The sequence below is a fragment of the Chryseobacterium mulctrae genome, from assembly GCF_006175945.1.
GTDB classification, from domain to species: Bacteria; Bacteroidota; Bacteroidia; order Flavobacteriales; family Weeksellaceae; genus Chryseobacterium; species Chryseobacterium mulctrae.
On sequence record NZ_VAJL01000001.1, the window covers coordinates 753,291 to 772,700 of the forward strand.

General features: G+C 33.5%; 14 protein-coding genes. 4 read left to right on the plus strand and 10 right to left on the minus strand.

The window, feature by feature from the left end; genetic code table 11:
- Positions 1-226 precede the first annotated feature (226 nt).
- The 4 genes from FDY99_RS03305 to FDY99_RS03320 all read right to left on the minus strand — a co-directional run bounded on the left by FDY99_RS03305 (position 227) and on the right by FDY99_RS03320 (position 4,814).
- Positions 227-889: a copper homeostasis protein CutC gene (locus FDY99_RS03305; RefSeq protein ID WP_139419147.1), complete on the minus strand. Its 663-nt coding sequence runs from the start codon at positions 887-889 to the stop codon at positions 227-229.
- 195 nt (positions 890-1,084) lie between these two features.
- Positions 1,085-1,450 (minus strand): hypothetical protein, encoded by a 366-nt coding sequence (locus tag FDY99_RS03310; protein WP_139419148.1) that lies wholly within the window; start codon positions 1,448-1,450, stop codon positions 1,085-1,087.
- A 92-nt stretch (positions 1,451-1,542) separates the two neighbouring features.
- Positions 1,543-2,535 (minus strand): isoaspartyl peptidase/L-asparaginase family protein, encoded by a 993-nt coding sequence (locus tag FDY99_RS03315; RefSeq protein ID WP_139419150.1) that lies wholly within the window; start codon positions 2,533-2,535, stop codon positions 1,543-1,545.
- 32 nt (positions 2,536-2,567) lie between these two features.
- Complete coding sequence (locus FDY99_RS03320; protein WP_139419151.1) at positions 2,568-4,814, minus strand: glycoside hydrolase family 20 protein; 2,247 nt, start codon at positions 4,812-4,814, stop codon at positions 2,568-2,570.
- Positions 4,815-5,231: 417 nt separating this feature from the next.
- Here FDY99_RS03320 and FDY99_RS03325 point away from each other — a divergent pair, with 417 nt between their 5' ends.
- Positions 5,232-6,038 carry a DUF4197 domain-containing protein gene (locus FDY99_RS03325; RefSeq protein ID WP_139419154.1) on the plus strand — a complete coding sequence of 269 codons (807 nt, stop codon included), beginning with the start codon at positions 5,232-5,234 and terminating at the stop codon, positions 6,036-6,038.
- A gap of 334 nt (positions 6,039-6,372) precedes the next feature.
- Here FDY99_RS03325 and FDY99_RS03330 read toward each other — a convergent pair whose 3' ends face one another.
- Positions 6,373-7,026 (minus strand): CoA transferase subunit B, encoded by a 654-nt coding sequence (locus tag FDY99_RS03330; protein ID WP_066678629.1) that lies wholly within the window; start codon positions 7,024-7,026, stop codon positions 6,373-6,375.
- A 122-nt stretch (positions 7,027-7,148) separates the two neighbouring features.
- Between FDY99_RS03330 and FDY99_RS03335 the strand changes: the two genes are divergently transcribed.
- Both FDY99_RS03335 and FDY99_RS03340 read left to right on the plus strand, forming a co-directional pair.
- On the plus strand, positions 7,149-8,954 hold the full coding sequence (locus tag FDY99_RS03335; protein ID WP_139419156.1) for an ABC transporter ATP-binding protein: 1,806 nt from the start codon (positions 7,149-7,151) through the stop codon (positions 8,952-8,954).
- A gap of 163 nt (positions 8,955-9,117) precedes the next feature.
- Complete coding sequence (locus FDY99_RS03340) at positions 9,118-9,798, plus strand: DUF3575 domain-containing protein (protein ID WP_139419158.1); 681 nt, start codon at positions 9,118-9,120, stop codon at positions 9,796-9,798.
- A gap of 143 nt (positions 9,799-9,941) precedes the next feature.
- On the opposite strand, the gene FDY99_RS03345 is transcribed toward FDY99_RS03340, so the two are convergent.
- Together FDY99_RS03345 and FDY99_RS03350 are read right to left on the minus strand one after the other, a co-directional pair.
- Positions 9,942-10,643, minus strand: coding sequence for a CoA transferase subunit A (locus tag FDY99_RS03345; RefSeq protein ID WP_139419160.1), 702 nt, complete (start codon positions 10,641-10,643; stop codon positions 9,942-9,944).
- A 175-nt stretch (positions 10,644-10,818) separates the two neighbouring features.
- Positions 10,819-13,566 carry a fibronectin type III domain-containing protein gene (locus tag FDY99_RS03350; RefSeq protein ID WP_139419162.1) on the minus strand — a complete coding sequence of 916 codons (2,748 nt, stop codon included), beginning with the start codon at positions 13,564-13,566 and terminating at the stop codon, positions 10,819-10,821.
- A gap of 267 nt (positions 13,567-13,833) precedes the next feature.
- Between FDY99_RS03350 and rplS the strand changes: the two genes are divergently transcribed.
- On the plus strand, positions 13,834-14,190 hold the full coding sequence (gene rplS / locus FDY99_RS03355; RefSeq protein WP_034709455.1) for a 50S ribosomal protein L19: 357 nt from the start codon (positions 13,834-13,836) through the stop codon (positions 14,188-14,190).
- Between the two features lie 373 nt (positions 14,191-14,563).
- On the opposite strand, the gene FDY99_RS03360 is transcribed toward rplS, so the two are convergent.
- The 3 genes from FDY99_RS03360 to FDY99_RS03370 all read right to left on the minus strand — a co-directional run bounded on the left by FDY99_RS03360 (position 14,564) and on the right by FDY99_RS03370 (position 19,360).
- Positions 14,564-15,559: an alpha/beta fold hydrolase gene (locus FDY99_RS03360; RefSeq protein WP_139419164.1), complete on the minus strand. Its 996-nt coding sequence runs from the start codon at positions 15,557-15,559 to the stop codon at positions 14,564-14,566.
- An 84-nt stretch (positions 15,560-15,643) separates the two neighbouring features.
- Positions 15,644-16,627 carry an EamA family transporter gene (locus FDY99_RS03365; protein WP_139419167.1) on the minus strand — a complete coding sequence of 328 codons (984 nt, stop codon included), beginning with the start codon at positions 16,625-16,627 and terminating at the stop codon, positions 15,644-15,646.
- Positions 16,628-16,744: 117 nt separating this feature from the next.
- Positions 16,745-19,360: a T9SS-dependent M36 family metallopeptidase gene (locus FDY99_RS03370; protein ID WP_139419168.1), complete on the minus strand. Its 2,616-nt coding sequence runs from the start codon at positions 19,358-19,360 to the stop codon at positions 16,745-16,747.
- Positions 19,361-19,410: the final 50 nt, after the last annotated feature.

Sequence of the window (19,410 nt, forward strand, 5' to 3'; positions counted from 1 at the left end):
TTTGACGCAAAGTTTTTTTCTTTATGCTTTAGTTAAGGAGCAAGAGGAATCAATAAATTGATTTTATCAAGCGAACGTTTTTTCAAGCTTAATCAGCGACTTTGTCGCAATTCTTTGCTTCTTAAAATAAGCGGATATACATGATAAAACTTTGCGTTAAAAAATTTCCTCTTAATAAAAACTTCCAAAAACTAACAAATTTACTTAAAGCTAAAAAGCTAAAAATCTACAAATTAACTTTCAACTTTTTAATTTCATCTGCATTGGCGAATGATTCATAAGATAATACCGCTGAAGAATGAAAATATTTACCGTGAGTTACATTTTTCAGCTCTGAAATATTATTGGAACGAACCCCACCACCAATTAAAATTTTGATATCATCAGAATAATCCTCAACCAGTTTTTTTAAATTTTCTTTTCCTTCCATTGCAGAATTTTCTCCTCCAGAAGTAAGGATTTCCTTAAAACCTAATTCAATAAGCTTTTCAGTCGATTCAAAAATATTTTTAGTTCGGTCGATTGCTCGGTGAAAAACACAAGGTTTTACGTTGGCTAATTCAATTAAGATTTTATTTTTTTCTACATCTATTTCCTGGTTTTCATCTAAAATCCCGAAAACAAAACCATCGGCTTTGGCTTTCGAAAATTCAACAATGCTTTTCTGCATTTCCTTGAATTCTGAATCGGTATATAAAAAACCTCCTCCAACAGGACGAATCATTACGTGAATGGGTTTAGAATATTTATCTTTTAAATATCTCAATTCTTCCAGATCGGGAGTAATTCCTCCTGAATTGATGTCTGCACAAAATTCAATTCTGTCGGCAACAGAATTTAAAGCAATTTCGGCAGAAGTGATATCGAATGTAGCGATTTCTAAGAACATATATTTTATTCTAATTTTTTAATTAACTTTTTCTAAAACATTTCCAATAAAGAATTTGTTCTTGATTTTAGTGACCTTAATAATGCGTTTAAAGACCTCTTTAGATTCTATATCTTGCAACTCTACATAAAAACTGTAATCATTTTCAAGACTTGCATTTAAGTCGCATTTTTTCACTTCAATCTTCGTCCAATCTTATGCTGAAATTAGAAAACCTGTATTTAAAGCAACATTTTCGGTATTGAACTTATTCTTCCATTTTTGCTGAAATTTTTTCAATGTAAGACTTCCATCAATATCCAAATCAACATTCGTTGCATCGGTTTTGAAATCATAATAATCTTTGGTCGTTATATTCTGCATGATATTTTCTTGATTTGAAATATCTGCATCAAAATAACTTTCGATACTTTTCACCAACCAGGTTTTTGCTTCAGCGACTTCTTTGGTATTGTTTTCTACTACAGATTCTTTAGGGAGATTATTAATTTTAATTTCTTCCTTTTTAGTCTCACTGCAACTTATTATTAAAAGTAAACTAATAATAATTATGTTTTTCATATTTCGTTTTTAAGTTTTGGCTAAAGCCAAATGGATAATCTATTTTATTTAAAACGGGATAAAACCCGTTCCTATTGATTGACAAGCACTCTTTATTTTACAGCAAACTGTGGTTTTTCAAGACGGTTTCCTTTTTGGTCATAAACTGCAAAATTAAACCCGTCCTGAATGCAATAAGAACCATATTCACCTTTTTTATTGATTGCAATAAAGCCAACCTGAATATCTTTCAGATTTTTATTTCTTTTTTTTGTGATGGTTACAATTCTTTCAACCGCTTCTTTGCACGCCTGTTGAGGATTTCTTCCCTGCCTCATCAATTCAACCACGAGATGAGTTCCTACCGTTCTTATGACTTCTTCACCATGACCGGTTGCTGTTGCTGCTCCAACTTCATTATCAACAAATAAACCTGCACCAATAATTGGAGAATCTCCTACTCTGCCGTGCATTTTAAAAGCCATTCCGCTCGTTGTACAAGCTCCTGAAAGATTTCCTTGAGCATCGAGTGCGATCATCCCGATCGTATCGTGATTTTCAATGTTGACAATTGGTTGATATTTGCTATCTTTCAGCCATTCTTTCCACTCTTTTTCAGATTCTGCAGTGAGGATATTTTCTTTTTTAAAACCTTGAGAAACGGCAAACTGTAATGCTCCATCGCCCACCAACATAACATGAGGGGTTTTTTCCATCACTGCTCTTGCTACCGAAATTGGATTTTTGATATTTTCAAGACAAGCAACCGAACCGATGTTGTAATTTTCATCCATAATACACGCATCGAGCGTAACTCTTCCGTCTCTGTCGGGACGGCCTCCGTAGCCCACACTTCTTTCGTTGGGATCATTTTCTACCAAACGAACGCCTTTTTCAACCGCATCTAAAGCTCTTCCGCCTTTTCCAAGAATCGTCCATGCTTCTTCGTTGGCTTTTAAACCAAAATTCCAGGTGGAAAGTACGATGGGTTTATTAATTATTTTGTTGTTCTCTGGTGAATCTTTAGCTATCAAATCCAATGGATTCAACAACAATGCGGATGATAAAATTCCTGTATTTTTTAAAAATTTTCTTCTTGAATTCATTTTACTAGGTATTAGATTTTAGGAATTAGGATTTAGTTTACGCCGATTTCATCAACAAAAAGCCATGCTTTTGAATCTGCTCCAGGATTTCCGGCAGGAATTATTCCTGCATTTTCTATTTTAATTTTAATGAATTTTGAATTCTGATTTCCTACTTTCAGATTGACTTTTCCTTTGGTTTTAAGAATTTCATCTTTACCAATTTCTTTAATGGTTTTAAAGTTTTTTCCGTCATCAGAAACAGAAATTACAGCCGATTTTGCTAAATGAATCCAGCTTCCCTTATTGTCTAAGGTATTAAAATAAACTTGAGAAAATTTTATCTTTTCACCCAAATCAATCGTTGCTACAACATCTTTTCCCTGAAAACCAAGCCATGTTTTTCCTAATTGTTTTACATTTCCAACAATTCCGTCAACTAATGTAAAAGCTCCACCAAAAGAATAATTTTCGCTTGGCTGATATTCTAAAACAATTGTTTTTCCGGTTGTTTTAGAAGGAGTAAAATCTTGAGAAGACACTGCACTTTTCAATACTCCATTTTCAAAGTAAGCAGATTTTACCGTCATTTTTTTAGAAACAGGAATTGGATTTTGATAGGTTGCAGAAGTTGATTTTGGATTGCTTCCATCTATTGTATATCTAATTCCGTTTGGATCTTGTGAGGTTGAAAGTTCGTATGAAGCTCCATTTTTACCAGGAATTACTTTTCCGCCAATATTATAAATACTTTTCGCATAGTTGATGTTCATTTTATCTAAAATTTTAAAATGCTCCACTACTCTGTTTTCAAATTCTTTATAATTTTTTGGATCTGAACTTCCCCAACCGACTTCAGAAAGCGCAAACAATCTTGGGAAAATCATATACTGAACCTGTTTAAAATCAAGGATATATTCCGTCCACAAATTAGCCTGAACTCCCAAAATATATTTCGACTGCTCTGCATTTAATTCAGAAGGAATCGGGTTGTAAGAATACACTTTTTCCAAAGGTGTAAAACCTCCAAAAGCATTTGGCTCGGTTTGCGGATCACCCTGATAATGATCAAAATAGCAATAAGAACCCGGTGTCATCACCGAAAAATGATTGCTTTTTGCGGCTTCAACTCCGCCTTTAATACCTGTCCAACTCATTACAGCAGCATTTGGAGCCAATCCGCCTTCTAAAATTTCATCCCAACCAATAATTTTTCGTCCTTTAGAATTAACATATTTTTCAATTCTTTGGATGAAATAACTTTGTAAACCGTGTTCATCTTTCAGATTGTTTTTCTTAATCAATTCCTGACAATGTGCACATTCTTTCCATCTCGTTTTAGGACATTCGTCTCCACCGATGTGAATATATTGCGAAGGGAAAAGTGTAATTACTTCATCTAAAACATTTTCTAAAAACGTAAAAGTTTCGTCTTTCGGACAAAAAACATCATCAAAAACGCCCCATTTTGTAGCCGCTTCAAAAGGACCTTTTGTACACGCCAATTCAGGATAAGCCGAAAGTGCAGCCAAAGCATGACCCGGCATTTCTATTTCGGGAACAACCGTGATGTGTCTTTCTGTTGCATATTTTACAACTTCTTTGATTTGATCTTGTGTATAAAAATACGGGCCGTAAGGTTTTCCGTCGAAAGTATCGTCAACATATGCTCCGATCATCGATTCTTTACGTTTTGAGCCAATTTGTGTGAGTTTTGGATATTTTTTAATTTCAATTCTCCAACCCTGATCATCCGTTAAATGCCAATGAAAAGTATTCAGTTTATACATCGCTAAATAATCAATGTACTGTTTTACCTCTTCAACGGTGAAGAAATGACGGCAAACATCGAGATGCATTCCGCGCCATGCGAATTTTGGAGAATCTTCAATTTTCAGAGCAGGTATTTTACCATTTTCAGAAGTTTGAATGAGTTGAAGTAAAGTTTGAATCCCGTGAAATAATCCCGATTTATCTTTTCCAGTGACAGAGATAAAATCTGATGTTATTTGAATTTCGTAATCATTATTTAATTCTTTTTTTAGATTCAGAAAGATAACGTTATCACCATCACCTCGATTATTTTTGGATAAATCAAAACCTTTAATTTTATTTAGAGATTTTAAAAAAAATTGGTTTTCAAAAGATTTGTCTACTCCTTTTACAACCGTTTGATCATTAATATTAAATTCTCCTTTTTGAAATTCAACCTTTTGTGGATAAGGAATTAAATTCAATTGAGATTGGGAAAAGAAGAATCCCGAAAATATGATAGAAAATAGAAGTAAAAAACGTTTCATTTCTGATTTTGATTTGAGTTTAGCGAATATAATTATTTTCTAAGGATTTTTCTGGTGGTTATTGATAAATATAATGTGTCGCTCCTCTGGAGCTCAAACTTATGTGCTTGGATTCTGCTACAAAGGTTAAGCTCCTACGGAGCTTTGTAAACTTAATATATAATTCTTTACACAAATTTTTAAAAATTATTTTCTAACGAGAATTTTAATTAAAAATATCGTTTTCTAAGAGTCATTCTACTAAAGGTTAAGCTCCTCTGGAGCTTTGTAAACGAAGCAGATAATTCTTTAAATAAATTCCCACAAAATTATTTCCCAAAGAATGTTTTAGTTAAAAATCTCGTCTTCTATTAAAATTAACAACTATCATTTAACTATTTCAGCTTCAAAACATCTAATTTTGTATAAAAATAAATGATGAGAAAAACTTTTTTTTTAGCAGCTGGATTATTATTTTCAGTTTCTGCACAGGCACAGATTTTAGATGCAATCAAATCTACCGTTAAAAGTCAAACCGGTATCGATTTAAATAATCCTAAAAAGAATACGACGTCTACTACGACATCAACTTCAACACAATCTTCTACAAATTCTTCAGTTAACTTAAATAATTTAACCTCAACTCAAATTTCGTCAGGTTTAAAGGAAGCCTTAAATTTGGGTGTAACGGAAGGTGTAAAAAAATTAGGAGTAACCGATGGTTTCTTGAAAAATGAAGCAGTAAAGATCTTAATGCCCGAAAAATTAAGAGTGATTGACACCAAACTTCGTGCATTTGGATTAGGAAGTTTGGCTGATCAAGGAGTAAAATTACTCAACAGAGCTGCTGAAGATGCGGTAACAGAATCTGCTCCGATCTTTACAAAAGCGATAACCTCAATGACGATTACAGATGCTAAAAATATTTTGTTGGGAGGTGATAATGCAGCAACCAATTATCTGCAAGGAAAAACTCAATCTCAACTTTTTACTGCTTTTCAACCAAAAGTAAAAGCTTCTTTAGGAAAAGTAGGCGCTGACAAAGTATGGACAAACTTGATCTCAAAATACAATACTTTGACCGGACAAGCCGTTTCTACCGACCTTAATGAATATGTTACTAACGAAACCATTAATGGCGTTTTTAAAATGGTTGCCGAAAAAGAAAGCGGTATCAGAAATAATTCTGTAATGAGAACAACGAGTATTTTACAGAAGGTTTTTGGGGCGCAAGATGGTAAATAATTTAATAATTTGTTTTATCTCTAAACAAAAGTTCAAGACCTGAAATTCTTGACTAAAAATAAATTCAGTAAAATTTAATTATTTTCTTTTGTCTTGAAACAAAAGAACCAAAAGTTCAAGACTGGAAACTACGGCTAAAAATTAAAATTGAATCCTAAAAACCCCAAAACTCGTGCGGATTAATGTTTAGTTTATTAACCTAATCCTTGCCGCACTCAAACAGTGGGAATTTTTTAACGGATTAAATTTCAATTTTATTAACGCCTCCGTTTCCTAAGTCGTTTAGTTACTCAAAAAATAAAACCTTGTCATATTGACAAGGTTTTTGTTGTATTTAGAATTGCATTTCAGGAATTTCGCCTTCAATGATCAAATCTGCTTCTGTTGATTTTATGATGTGTTCTACTGAAACTCCCGGAGCTCTTTCAACCAATTTGAAACCAGCTGGAGTTACATCTAAAACTGCTAATTCTGTAACCACTTTTTTCACACAGTTAATTCCGGTTAAAGGAAGTGAACATTTCTTTAGAATTTTGCTTTCGCCTGCTTTGTTAACGTGCATCATCGCAACGATTATATTTTCAGCTGAAGCTACCAAATCCATTGCGCCTCCCATTCCTTTCACCATTTTTCCTGGGATTTTCCAGTTGGCAATGTCTCCGTTTTCTGAAACTTCCATTGCTCCAAGAATCGTTAAATCTACTTTTTGGCTTCTGATCATCCCAAAACTGAATGCAGAATCGAAAAATGACCCGCCATCAAGAATGGTAATCGTCTGTTTTCCGGCGTTGATAATGTCGGCATCTTCTTCTCCTTCAAAAGGAAATGGTCCCATTCCTAAAACTCCGTTTTCGCTTTGAAACTCTACTGAAAGATTATCAGGAACGTAATTGGCAACCAATGTTGGAATTCCGATTCCTAAGTTTACATAATATCCGTCTTTTACTTCTTTTGAAATTCTTTGTGCAATTTGTTCTTTAGTTAGCATAGCATAATCTTATCCGACCAAATTAGCCATTTTTTCAGAATTACGAAAATACTTTCTTTCTTATCCTATGATAAATTTTACTTCGCAAATTGTCGTAAATTTGTGGGCTTTTAATTTTACAAATGAAAATTCTATTAAATTATTTAAAACCATATAAATGGCTGATCATAGCATCGCTATTGTTAGCCTCTATCAATCAGGTCTTTTCGCTATTTGCTCCTGCCATAACCGGGAATATATTAGATAAATTGGTTAACCAGCCTAATTATTTTGATAAAGAAAAACTGATTCCAAGAACTTTGAATGAATATCTCTACGGAACCGATCTTTATCACGGTGTATTTTATTTTTTAGGGCTGTTAATCGGAACCGCAATGATCAGCCGAATTGCGAAAGCTTTTCAGGATTATGTAGTGAGCGTTATTATTCAAAAATTTGGGGCTAAGATTTTTACTGATGGTTTACAACATTCTATGAGATTGCCTTTTCAGGAATTTGAAGACCAGAGAAGTGGTGAAACCCTTTCTATTTTAACTAAAGTACGTGAAGATTCTGTAAAATTTATCAATAATTTCATTAATGTATTTTTTGGAATTTTGGTAAGTATCATTTTCGTTTCAGTCTATGCCATTCGTTTACACTGGTCGATTATGCCGGTTTATGTTGTTGGAATTATTCTTATTGCTGTTGTAACCAATTTACTGAGTAAAAGAATTAAAACCATCCAAAAAAATATAGTTACCGAAACGACAGCTTTGGCCGGAAGTACTACAGAAAGCCTTAGAAATATTGAAATTGTAAAAAGTTTGGGATTGACCAATCAGGAAGTAGAACGATTGAATAACAATACCTATAAAATTCTGAATCTCGAACTGAGAAAAGTAAAAAGCATCCGTTCGCTAAGTTTTGTACAAGGAACTTTGGTTAATTTTTTACAGCAAGTGATTACTTTCACTTTATTATTATTGATTTTTAAAAATATCGTAACTCCGGGACAATATTTATCACTGATGTTTTACGGATTCTTTATTTTCGGACCGATGCAGGAAATCGGAAATATCATTATTTCATATCGTGAAGCAGAAGCGTCTCTTCAAAATTTTGACAGAGTGATGAAAAAAGAAGTGGAGCCTAAACCTTTAAACCCTAAAAAAATCGGAGCAATTGAAGAGTTAGAATTCCAAAAAGTTTCATTTCAACATCAGAGTGCTCACTATAAAGCGCTTAATTCTATTTCATTTGATGTGAAAAATGGCGAAACCATTGCTTTTGTAGGGCCAAGTGGATCAGGAAAAAGTACGTTGGTAAAGTTACTCGTCGGATTATACAGACCACAGGAAGGAAGTATTTTTTATAATAATGTTGACGGAAAAGAATTTGATTTTGATGAATTGAGAAATCAGATTGGTTTTGTAACACAAGACACTCAACTTTTTGCAGGCACGATAAGAGAAAATCTTTTGTTTGTAAACCCTTCTGCAACGGAAGAAGATCTACAATTGGCTTTAAAAAAATCAAGCTGTTCCGCTCTTTTAGAACGTGCCGAAAAAGGAATAGAAACCGTTATTGGTGAAGGCGGATTGAAATTAAGCGGTGGTGAAAAACAAAGGATTGCCATTGCAAGAGCTTTGTTGAGAAAACCTCATCTTCTTATTTTTGATGAAGCGACTTCTGCTTTAGACAGTATTACTGAAGAAGAAATTACAACAACCATTAAAGAAATATCTAAAGAAAAAGAACAGATTACCGTTTTGATCGCGCACCGATTGAGTACGATTATGCATGCGGACAGAATTTATGTTCTGGAACGCGGACAAGTCATCGAAACGGGTTCTCATTTACAATTAATTGAAGAAAAAGGATTGTATTATGCGATGTGGAGACAGCAGATCGGAGAAAGAAAAGCGACAGGATTACCTTTGGCTTAAAAACTCTACGAAAAAACCTCTAACAAATCGGTCACATTAATTTAAGTTTAACATGTTGAGAATATTTAAATTAGCTTAAAAAATAGTATCCCTATAATTTTTTATTTCAACATAGTGTGTTTTTTATTATTTTTAAATTGTTTTAAACTTAAAAATAATTTGAATGAAAAAACTTCTATTTTTTCTTATTCCGATGATTTCAAATTTGATTTTTTCACAAGAATCAAAGGAAAGCAATTGGATCTTGAAACTAAACGCGACGCAATTAGTCGATGCAGTTTCTTATCCTACTTTACAAATTTCTGTTGAAAGAAAAATCAATCCATATTTCAGCGTGAATGCAGAATTTGGATATCAATTGTATGATTTTAGCAAAGCAGATACTATATTATTAAGGTCTAAAGGTTTTAAAACTAATCTTGAAGGAAGAGTTTATTTATTCAAATTACTCAATTCAAGAGTCGAGTCTAAACGAAATGAGTTTTATGTGGGACTACAATTGTTTTACAGAGAAAATGAAGGTACAAATTCCGTAGATTTTTCACCAAAAAACGATGAAACAAAGTTCTATACAGATAATTTTGGAACCAAAAGAACGGCAAAAGGTTTTAATATTACTTTCGGAAATCAAATTTCAATGTCGAAAAAAATTATTCTAGAACCTTATATTGGATTGGGAATGATGAATAGAAAAATTAACAACAGCGATATTGAGTATGACGAAATAAAAGATACCCGAAATGGAACAGGTTTAAAACCACTTTTCCAAAAATTAAATTTGGAGGAAAGTTCAGGAAATGTTTTTAATTTTTGTTTTGGATTGAGAGTTGGATATAGATTGTAGAGGATGGAAGTTGGGTGATGGAAGTTCACAAAATTGAAAACAAAGATTCCTCCTGTGTCGGAATGACAATTGGATTACAAATAATTACAAAAAAATACCCCGAAAGTTGATTTCGGGGTATTATTTTTTAGAAATGAAAAAAATTAATCTTTTTTTCTCACAGTTCTTTGTTCTATTCTTTTTTCAAAATTTTCACCTTGGAAGATCCTTTGAATCATAATTCCCGGAATATGAATCTGGTTTGGATCTAATTCTCCCGGTTCTACCAATTCTTCTACTTCAGCAATGGTAATTTTCCCAGCTCCTGCCATTGGATGGTTGAAGTTTCTTGCTGAACCTTTAAATATCAGATTTCCTGCGTGATCACCTTTCCAAGCTTTTACGATTGAATAATCTGCTTCGTAAGCATGCTCTAAAATATGAGGTTTTCCTTTGAAATCTTTCACTTCTTTACCTTCTGCAACTTCAGTTCCGAAACCTGCAGGAGTATAAAATGCAGGAATTCCGGCTTGTGCAGCACGGCACTTTTCTGCTAAAGTTCCTTGTGGTGTTAATTCAACATCTAATTCGCCTGATAACATTTGTCTTTCAAATTCTGCATTTTCCCCCACATAAGATGAGATCATCTTTTTAATTTGTCTTTTATGAAGCAATAATCCCAATCCGAAATCATCAACTCCGGCGTTGTTTGAAATACATGTCAAATCTTTTACATCACTTTCTACCAAAGCGTTGATTGAATTTTCTGGAATTCCGCAAAGTCCGAATCCTCCCAACATCAAAGTCATTCCATCCTGGATTCCTTCAATCGCTTCTGCGGCATTTTTTACTCTTTTATCTATCATGAAATATTTGATTTTTTTCCGTTTTAAATTTAAACATTTTTATCATATCTACCGTATTCCAAATGAATTTTGAAAAGCGTTAAAAAATTTTTATTTTTAAACTTAGTTTAATTTATTGTTAAAAATAAAATAGCGGAAACAAGTTCCGCTATCTATCAATAAGTTGTGAATATTTTTATTCTATAATCAATTTTAAAGTAAATAATTTTCTGGTATGAACTTTTACAAAGTAAACGCCTTTTGGAAGATTCTCATTTACTAAAGAAAAACGTTGATTTTGTACGTTTTCAGATTTATATAAGAGTTGACCTGTAGCAGATAGCAATTCGATCTTCTCAATCGGATAATCACTTTTAATAAAAGTTGGTTGACCAGGTTTTGTAGGATTAGGATATATAACTACATTTTTCTCGGTCTTATTTTTAGTTTCTTCGGTTCCTAAACTTCCCGCGGTAACCTGAAACTGTACTCTGTTTGAAACTTCTGTGTAAGAATCGTTGGTAAACATCACCATATAATAATTACCTGCTGTGGTTGGTACTCCATTTACATTTCCTGTAATGGTTTTTGTACCTTGAGCAACACCGTCAAAATAAGTATATGAAATGAATTGATCATCAGGAACCGAAATACTTTGAGGGTAAATTCCCAACCAGTCTTTGATAATTCCCGGAGAGTCCGTCCATGAAGCTGTGATATTTTCACCCAATGTATACACTGGTTTATTGATCCAAAGTTCTGTAACGATATCTCCTACTTTGAAGAAAACTTTTTCTCCTACCGTTGTATAGCCATCTTCAAGAAAATACTGAGCATAATAATATCCTTTTGGAAGACCTGTAAAATTAAGAGTTCCAGAAGCAGTTGTTACGTAACTCCATTTTGATGCCGGAGTTGGTCCCGGAACTTGTCCCATTTTGTAAATTCCGATCCAGTCTTTTGTTAAATTTGGTCCGTTATTAAAATTAACGACAACGGTTCCACCAACCGGATATGCATCAGCAGTTGTCTGAAGTACAACTTTTGGTCCTACATAAAATTCTTTTCTGGGAGCAATTTCTGTATATCCATTATTAGCAAAAAATCCTGCAAAATATTGCCCTTTAGTTGCTAAACCGTTTGCAAAAGTTGCAATTCCTGAAGTCTGTCCATTGGTATAAACATAACCTTGTGAAGTTGTAGTTGCTGGGTTCTGACCTTTTTTATAAAGTCCTACCCAATCCTGCTGATTTCCAGGCCCATCATTGTAAGTTGCTATGATCGCTTCATTCTGTAAATATTCTGTCTTATTTAAACTAAGGTTAGGATTTGAAACCACACTTCCTGTCACTTCAAATTGTTTTACATCGCTCCAGTCACTCCACTCCATATTTCTGTCTCTGTAGCGGGTTTTTACATAATATACTCCATTCGGTATAGAGTTGGCTGCAAAAGTTGCTTTAGTAATATCTATTCCCGCATTTATGTTTTTGGTTACGTCAGGATTTCCGTTTCCATCTTTCCCAAACCAGTTTTCATAATCTCTGTAGAATTCTTTTTCGATGACCGAAAAATCTGCAGCTTTGCTTACCAAAAACTGAGTTGTATTTAAAAGTTCGTTTGCCGGTGAAGAGAAAGCGCTTCCGTTTAATGTTAAAGGCAAAGTTATAGGTGCTGAAAAAGTATTTGTAATTGTAGGTTTCAGCGGTTTCGGTTTATTTTTATATCGGTGGAATGAATCGATCAACACATTATCTTTTTGTGTATAGATCCCTCCAATAGAATAACTTTCAATATCTACTTTTCCGTTGGTTACATCAACTTCAATGATTTGATACGTCCAATCTGTCAAAGTTTTTTGTACATCATCAAAATCCTGCTCTGTCGACATTCCCCAATATTGATCCCACGCTGTTCCACCAGAAATAATCTGGTAATTTGGAGTATTTTTTAATTGTCCTCTGTGATAAAGGTGATGGTGAGCTCCTACGTGCATCAAATATTTATCAGATCCTGCTAAAAGGGGCACTGCATTGTTCCTTACCCAGGTAGAAATATCACCAACATACTGCTCTGCCTGATAAGGTCTGTGGCTTAATGAAATAATCCAGTCAACTGTAGGGTCATTATTTGCTTCGGTCAAGATCTGCTGAAGCCAAGTTTGCTGTGCAGAACCTGTATGTTCAGAACTTAAACTTACAAAAAGTACGTTACCTGCTTGTTGAGCATAATAATTTTCGTTACCAGATGTGATATTTTTATATTTAATTTCATCAATATTAAAATGGGCGTAGTAAGAATTCATTCCTAACGTTCCATACGTTTCGTGGTTTCCTACGGTTGTTAATATTGGAAGGTAAGGTGATAATTTTCTATTTTTTTTGAAATGAACATTTTCATAATGATCTAAGGTTCCCACATCTACCTGATCTCCTACCATAAAAGTCAAGGCAATATTATCTGAAGGATCTGAAGTAAGCCCGAATTTTTCTTTTATTTTTTTGTAAGCTTTATAATTCAAAGAATCATATCGCGGTTCTGCTTTGATCTGATTGTCTCCCATAATCAAAAACCTTATTTTTCCATCAAGGGTTACAGGTTGACCCGGAAGAGGAAGTGTTCTGAAGTTATAAACTGCAGATTCATTAGCTCCCGTTTTTATTTTGTAATAATACTTTGTGTTGGGTTGTAGGTTTGTAATTTTTGCGGTGTGATAATAGTAATTATTATTGTAACCTGTATCAGAAAAGATATTGGTAGTTCCAGTTACCGTTACATTAAGGTTCGTGGGAGAATTTCCGTAAAGAACCGTGGTTTCATTGTCTGAACTTGTCTTCCAGTTGACAATCATAGAATTGTGAGCCGGATTTTGCAAGTAAGGAAACAAAGCTTGAGCATTTGCAAGCTGGACGACGAAAAAAAAGAAAAACAAATAATGCCTCATAATAATTTTTTTTTAGAATTGGATTGTTTTTGAAATACTGTAATTTTAAAATCCCGCAAATATAAATTTCACTTGTAAACTCAAAATGACCCTAATAATAAGCAACCATTAACTTTTTCATAAAAAAGAACCGTTAAAAAGGTATTTTCTTATTATAAAATTGTTTGGCAAATTCAAAAAACATTTCATATATTTGCAGCCTGTTATTCAACCTCTGACGAAGTCCGTGTAAGTTGTTTAGCTTGACAAAAAAATTTTATTACAAAAATGGATTTATTAAAGTACGTACAAGACAAGTACATTACAAAAAAAGAATTCCCTGAATTCAAAGCTGGTGATACAATCACTGTGTATTACGAGATTAAGGAAGGTCAAAAAACTAGAACTCAGTTCTTCAAAGGAACTGTTATCCAATTGAGAGGAACAGGTTCTACAAAGACTTTTACAATCAGAAAAATGAGTGGTGATGTAGGTGTAGAGAGAGTTTTCCCTATCAACATGCCTGCTCTTCAAAAAATCGAAGTTGACAGAAGAGGTAGAGTTAGAAGATCTAGAATCTACTACTTCAGAGATCTTAGAGGTAAAAAAGCGAGAATTAAAGACGCTGCTTACAAGAAGAAATAATTCAGACAACAACACATACGAAAAGAGACTGCTAATTTTTAGCGGTCTCTTTTTATTTTTTGTCATTGCGACAAAGCAATCTCAATTATGATTTAGATTGCACATTAATTATTTTTTTAGGAGCTATTTCCTGCTTTTCACTATATCTTTTTCCCCAACGCTTTTTTTCAAGCCATTTCAGAAAAAGGATATCGTTCCAATCAGGGCTAATAAAAGCGAAGTTTTAAAACCACCCCGTCAAAAATTCTTTGAATTTTTGCCACCCCTCCAAAGGAGGGGAATTCTCATCACCACTTAAATTCACATCATATCGTATTGAAGTTTATTCTCAATCTTGTAAACTTCCAACATCCCACTTCCAACACCCATTATCCTACTTTATAAAATCATACAAAGCGTTCCAGAATTTATCATAAACTTCGATGTGCGGAAGATGTCCTACGTTTTCAAGTTCTATTAATTTAGATCCGGCGATTTGTTGTTGCGTTTTCTTTCCCAATTCCTGATACTGTCCCATCGTTGGCTGAATTTCTTTGGGCGCACGATCTTTTCCAATCGCTGTTCTGTCTCTTGTTCCGATAATCAATAAGGTCGGAGTTTTTATATTTTTAAACTCATAAACAACAGGTTGATTAAAAATAATATCGCTCGTCAATGCTGCATTCCAGGCAACTTGAGGATAGTCTTTATGCAGCGTCCAACCAGCAATGAGATCTAGCCAAGGTTGATATTCTGCTTTCCATTTATTGTCATAATAGAATTTAAGCTGATAATTTTTGTACGTTTCTGCTGTGTTTTTCAATTCAGACTGATACGCTTCATCAATGGTTTGATATTTTGCCAAAGCTTTATAATCTTCTAATCCGATTGGGTTTTCAAGGATTAATTTTTCAACAGTTTCAGGATACATTAAAGTAAATCTTGTCGCAACCATTCCACCCATCGAATGTCCGAGAACAATAATTTTTTCGATTTTTAAATCATCTAAAATAGCTTTGGTATTGCTTGCTAATTGAGCAAAAGAAAACTGGTAGCTTTGAGGTTTCGAAGATTTACCAAAACCAATCTGATCTGGAATGATCACTCTGAAGCCTTTATCTGAAAGATTTTTTGCCGTTTTTTCCCAATACGCTCCGTTAAAATTTTTCCCATGAAGCAACATAATGGTTTTCCCGTTTGACTTTTTTGGTTTTACATCCATATATGCCATTTTTAGATTCTGTTTTTGAGAATTTAAATCTTTAAAATGAACTTCAAAAGGATATTGATAGTTGGAAAGCATCGCATCTAAAGGTTTTATTTGAGAAAACACAGAAACAGATGCTAATGAAAACAACATAATAACTGCTGCATTTTTAAAATATTTCATGAAAAATTGATTTTAGATATAAATTTAAAAAAACCGCTTCAAAAGAAACGGTTTTCGGTATTATTTATAATTTAATTATCATTTTTAAGATAACTGCTCGGTAAGAATTTTCTCTTTTTTTGAAGGTAAATTCATCAAAACAATGGCCATTAGAATTAAAATAATTCCGACCCACTGGATAAGAATAACTTTTTCACCCAAAAGAACAAATGCCATCGTTACAGAAACCGGAAGTTCCAATGAAGAAATAATACTTCCCAATCCTAAACCTGTATTCGGGAAACCTAAATTGAATAAAATTGGTGGAATAATAGTTCCGAATAGTGCTAAAATAAATCCGTAAGTCCAGAAAATTGAATAATCAAATGGTCTTATGTGTTCTGTATTTTCAGTAAAATTTAAATAAAAAGATCTTAAACTTTCAGAATATAACGGTCCAATTTGTGCAAAAAACAGGAATACCAAAACAATTACAGAACCACCTGTCAACATGATGATACTTTTTCTGAGTACCGGTAAATGTGTCGCCAAAGTATTGGAAGTAAACATTGTCATTGTAAAAGACGCTGCTGCTAATAATCCCCAAAAAACACCATGCCAATCAAGTTTAACTTCTAAATTAATTAGATTTGTTGCTAAAACAGTTCCCAACAAAACAATTAGTGTTGCAACCACTTTTTTAGCATTGGGAAACTTTTTGGTAATAAAACTTTCTACCACCACACTAAACCAAACTGACTGCATCAATAATACAATCGCAATAGAAACAGCAATATATTGTACCGCTATATAATAAAATAAGCTGGTGCAGCCTAAAGAAGTACCTGCTAAAACCAACATCCTGAATTCTTTACGACTTGGTGATGACAATTTCTTTTTTGACGTAATCGTCTGAATAAAATTCAGGATCAAAAGACCTGTGATCCCTAAAGCAAACTGAGCAGTCGTTACCTCAGAAGTTGTAAAACCATCTTTGTAAGACATTTTTACGAATGTAGCAAGCATTCCGTAAATACTCGCTCCAAAACCGACAAATAATACTCCTTTTAAAATATTTTTCTTCTTCATAATTTTTTTACAGCCCGCAAAGGTACGATATAAAAATTTGTTTAAATACGTTTTTATATTAAATAAAAATCACCCCAGAAAATCTGAGGTGATGGTATTGATTATTTTTTTGAGTTTTTATTTCTTAACAATTATCCTTGAACTGATGTCAACTCCTATTCCCTGTAGCTTTACAACATATACTCCATTTTCAAAATCTTTTGTAGAAACAGGAATTCTTGAATCCTGTGAAGATCTGTTTTCTGACATAATTAATTTTCCAGACATATCATAAATCTGCAAATGAAGATTTCCGATGGTAAAATCTTTTAAATAAATAAAGAATTCATCTTTGGCAGGAATAGGATAAATCGATATCAAGCTTTTATCTATCGCAATATTTGAGTTTCCATCTGTACAATCTTTAGGAATTGAAAAATCTTCTTTCTGATCATTGATATTCATTTTATTTCCAGCCAAAGCATTTAAACCTAAACCTCTTTTGGCAAAAGTTTTCCAGATCATACATCGATCTTCTCCTTTAGTAGTCAACATTTCTGCAGATAATATTGCATTTCGTCCGTCAATAAAGGTAGGATTACAAGCCTGCAGTTTTAATGCATCTGTTACAAGTTGTAAAACTCGTGCGCTTCCACTGTTTTTGTTAGCTAAAACATCAGAGGAATAACCATATTTCGCAGCATATTGCCAATGAAGATCCCAAAGCATTGATGCCCAAATAAATCCTATACTGTGTACATCGGGAACGATTTCGCCATCTTCCTCGATTTCCATTCCGTTTGTTTTTCCATACGTATAATTATTAATAGAAAAATCGGGAGAATATTTTGCCGGTCTCAATCCGGTTCCGGTTGTAGATTGTCCACTTGCATAGGTTCCCACACTTCTCGGAACGTTCGCATTATCACCGGGTTTATTGGTCAACATTAATGCAAAAAAATCTGACCAACCTTCGCCCATTTGTTCTTTACTTGCGGATTTTAAAAGACAAGTGTAACCGTTTCCTGTTAATCTGTTTGAAATTCCGTGTCCGTATTCATGAGTAATAATTCCGTTGTCAAAACTTCCATCGGGAGTAATTACGGTTGCAGGATCACTTTTTAACGTGATATTTACCGTTACTGAATTATTGAGTTGTGTTTTAACAAATTCACCTTCATCATTTGTAATCAGAACGGAAGGTATCGTTATTGTTGCATCAGTTCCGCCCATTGAAGAAGGAAAATTAGTCGCCGTAGGATTATTATAAATAATCGCAGCAATTGCACCGGCATTTTGGGCATTTTTTACTTTTGAAGCAAATGTACAGCCTGAAGCTCCTCCTCTTTCAATCAATCCTATTTTCCCGGCTAAAGATCCTGCAGGTAAAGCGGAACAGCCATTAATTACAGCAGCTAAAACAACATCGCTCGTAACACCTGTTCCATTAAGCTGTGAACCAAACTGAGCTGGACTCGCCTGAGGAATTCTCGGAATTGCCGTTACAGGAGCATTATAAAAAACATATCTATTGACCGTTGACCAAATATACATTTGCATCACAGGTCTGTTTCCGTCGGAAGGTGTTGTAAAATTGGCATTGCTTAAAGAGCCTCCATCTTGAGATTCTGCCAAAACATAATCATTTCCATTTCCTCCTTTACCAAAATTATTCTGTTGAAAATTTCTTGCAGATTCTGTAAATCCGAACTGGTAAAAAATATCATGTACTTTATTATTAATATAAAATAGATTTGTAATTGCAGCACTTCTATTAAACGCAGGAGTTCCGTTAATCGAAAAAGGGAAATCAAAATTTCTGTTTATACCTCCATCAGGAGAAAATCCTGGCTGGTTTATATTTGCAGTATCTTCGTAAGCATATACATTATTTCCTCTTGTCGTTGTAAAACTTGTTGCTCCTGTAGAATGCCACCCTTCCGGTGAAGAAGCTAAAATCCAAGGATTTGAAACAATAGACCGATTGCCAAAAGTTGGCGCTTCTATCGGCAGTGGAAAAACATTGTAACTCGCATTATCTGCAAGTTTTAGAAAAGTATTTTTTTGAAGATTTGATGATTCTACATCATTTGAAACCATAGATTCTCCGGAATACGCATCTGAATGAAAATTGCAGGATAAATTCAGGTTGTCTTTTGAAACAATTTCGCCAGAATTGGCATCTACTAAAGCATTCCAATAATTTGTAGAATTTGGTTCTTGAAAAGAGAATTCGTAGGCAAGTCTTAAATTATCATTCACATCAACAAACATCAATCTTTGCTTCGTGAAATTTTTCTGATTCGATTCTGAAAGCGAGTTTTCAAGAATCTGAAAGTTTTTAATTTCTGCTTTCCCTAAAGCTTCAGCAATATTCTCAAGTGCTTTTTCTTTGTTGAGCATTGCCGTTTCTGAAGTCGAAACAATATAGTTTTTCACAAAAGAATCTGAAAAATATACAATTTTATCACCTTTAATGATCGCTGTTCCTACGGCATTATAAACAGGATAACCTTTAAATTTTTGTTGAATTTTTACAATTTCTCCTTTTAAAGATTCAGATGAATCTATATTATCGATTTCAAAATCTCTTAAATCTGCTTTTTTAAAATCCTTACTTTGTTTTGTAAGAATATAATTGGATATCAACCTCTTCTGTTGCTGAGAAAATATGAAATAAGGAAACAAAATAAAAAACGCAAATAGAATTTTCACATTTCCAGCCTTCAATTTATTAATAAAAATGCAATTCATGATTTTAGTTATTAATATTTTATAAAAATAACAACATTTTATGAAATCCT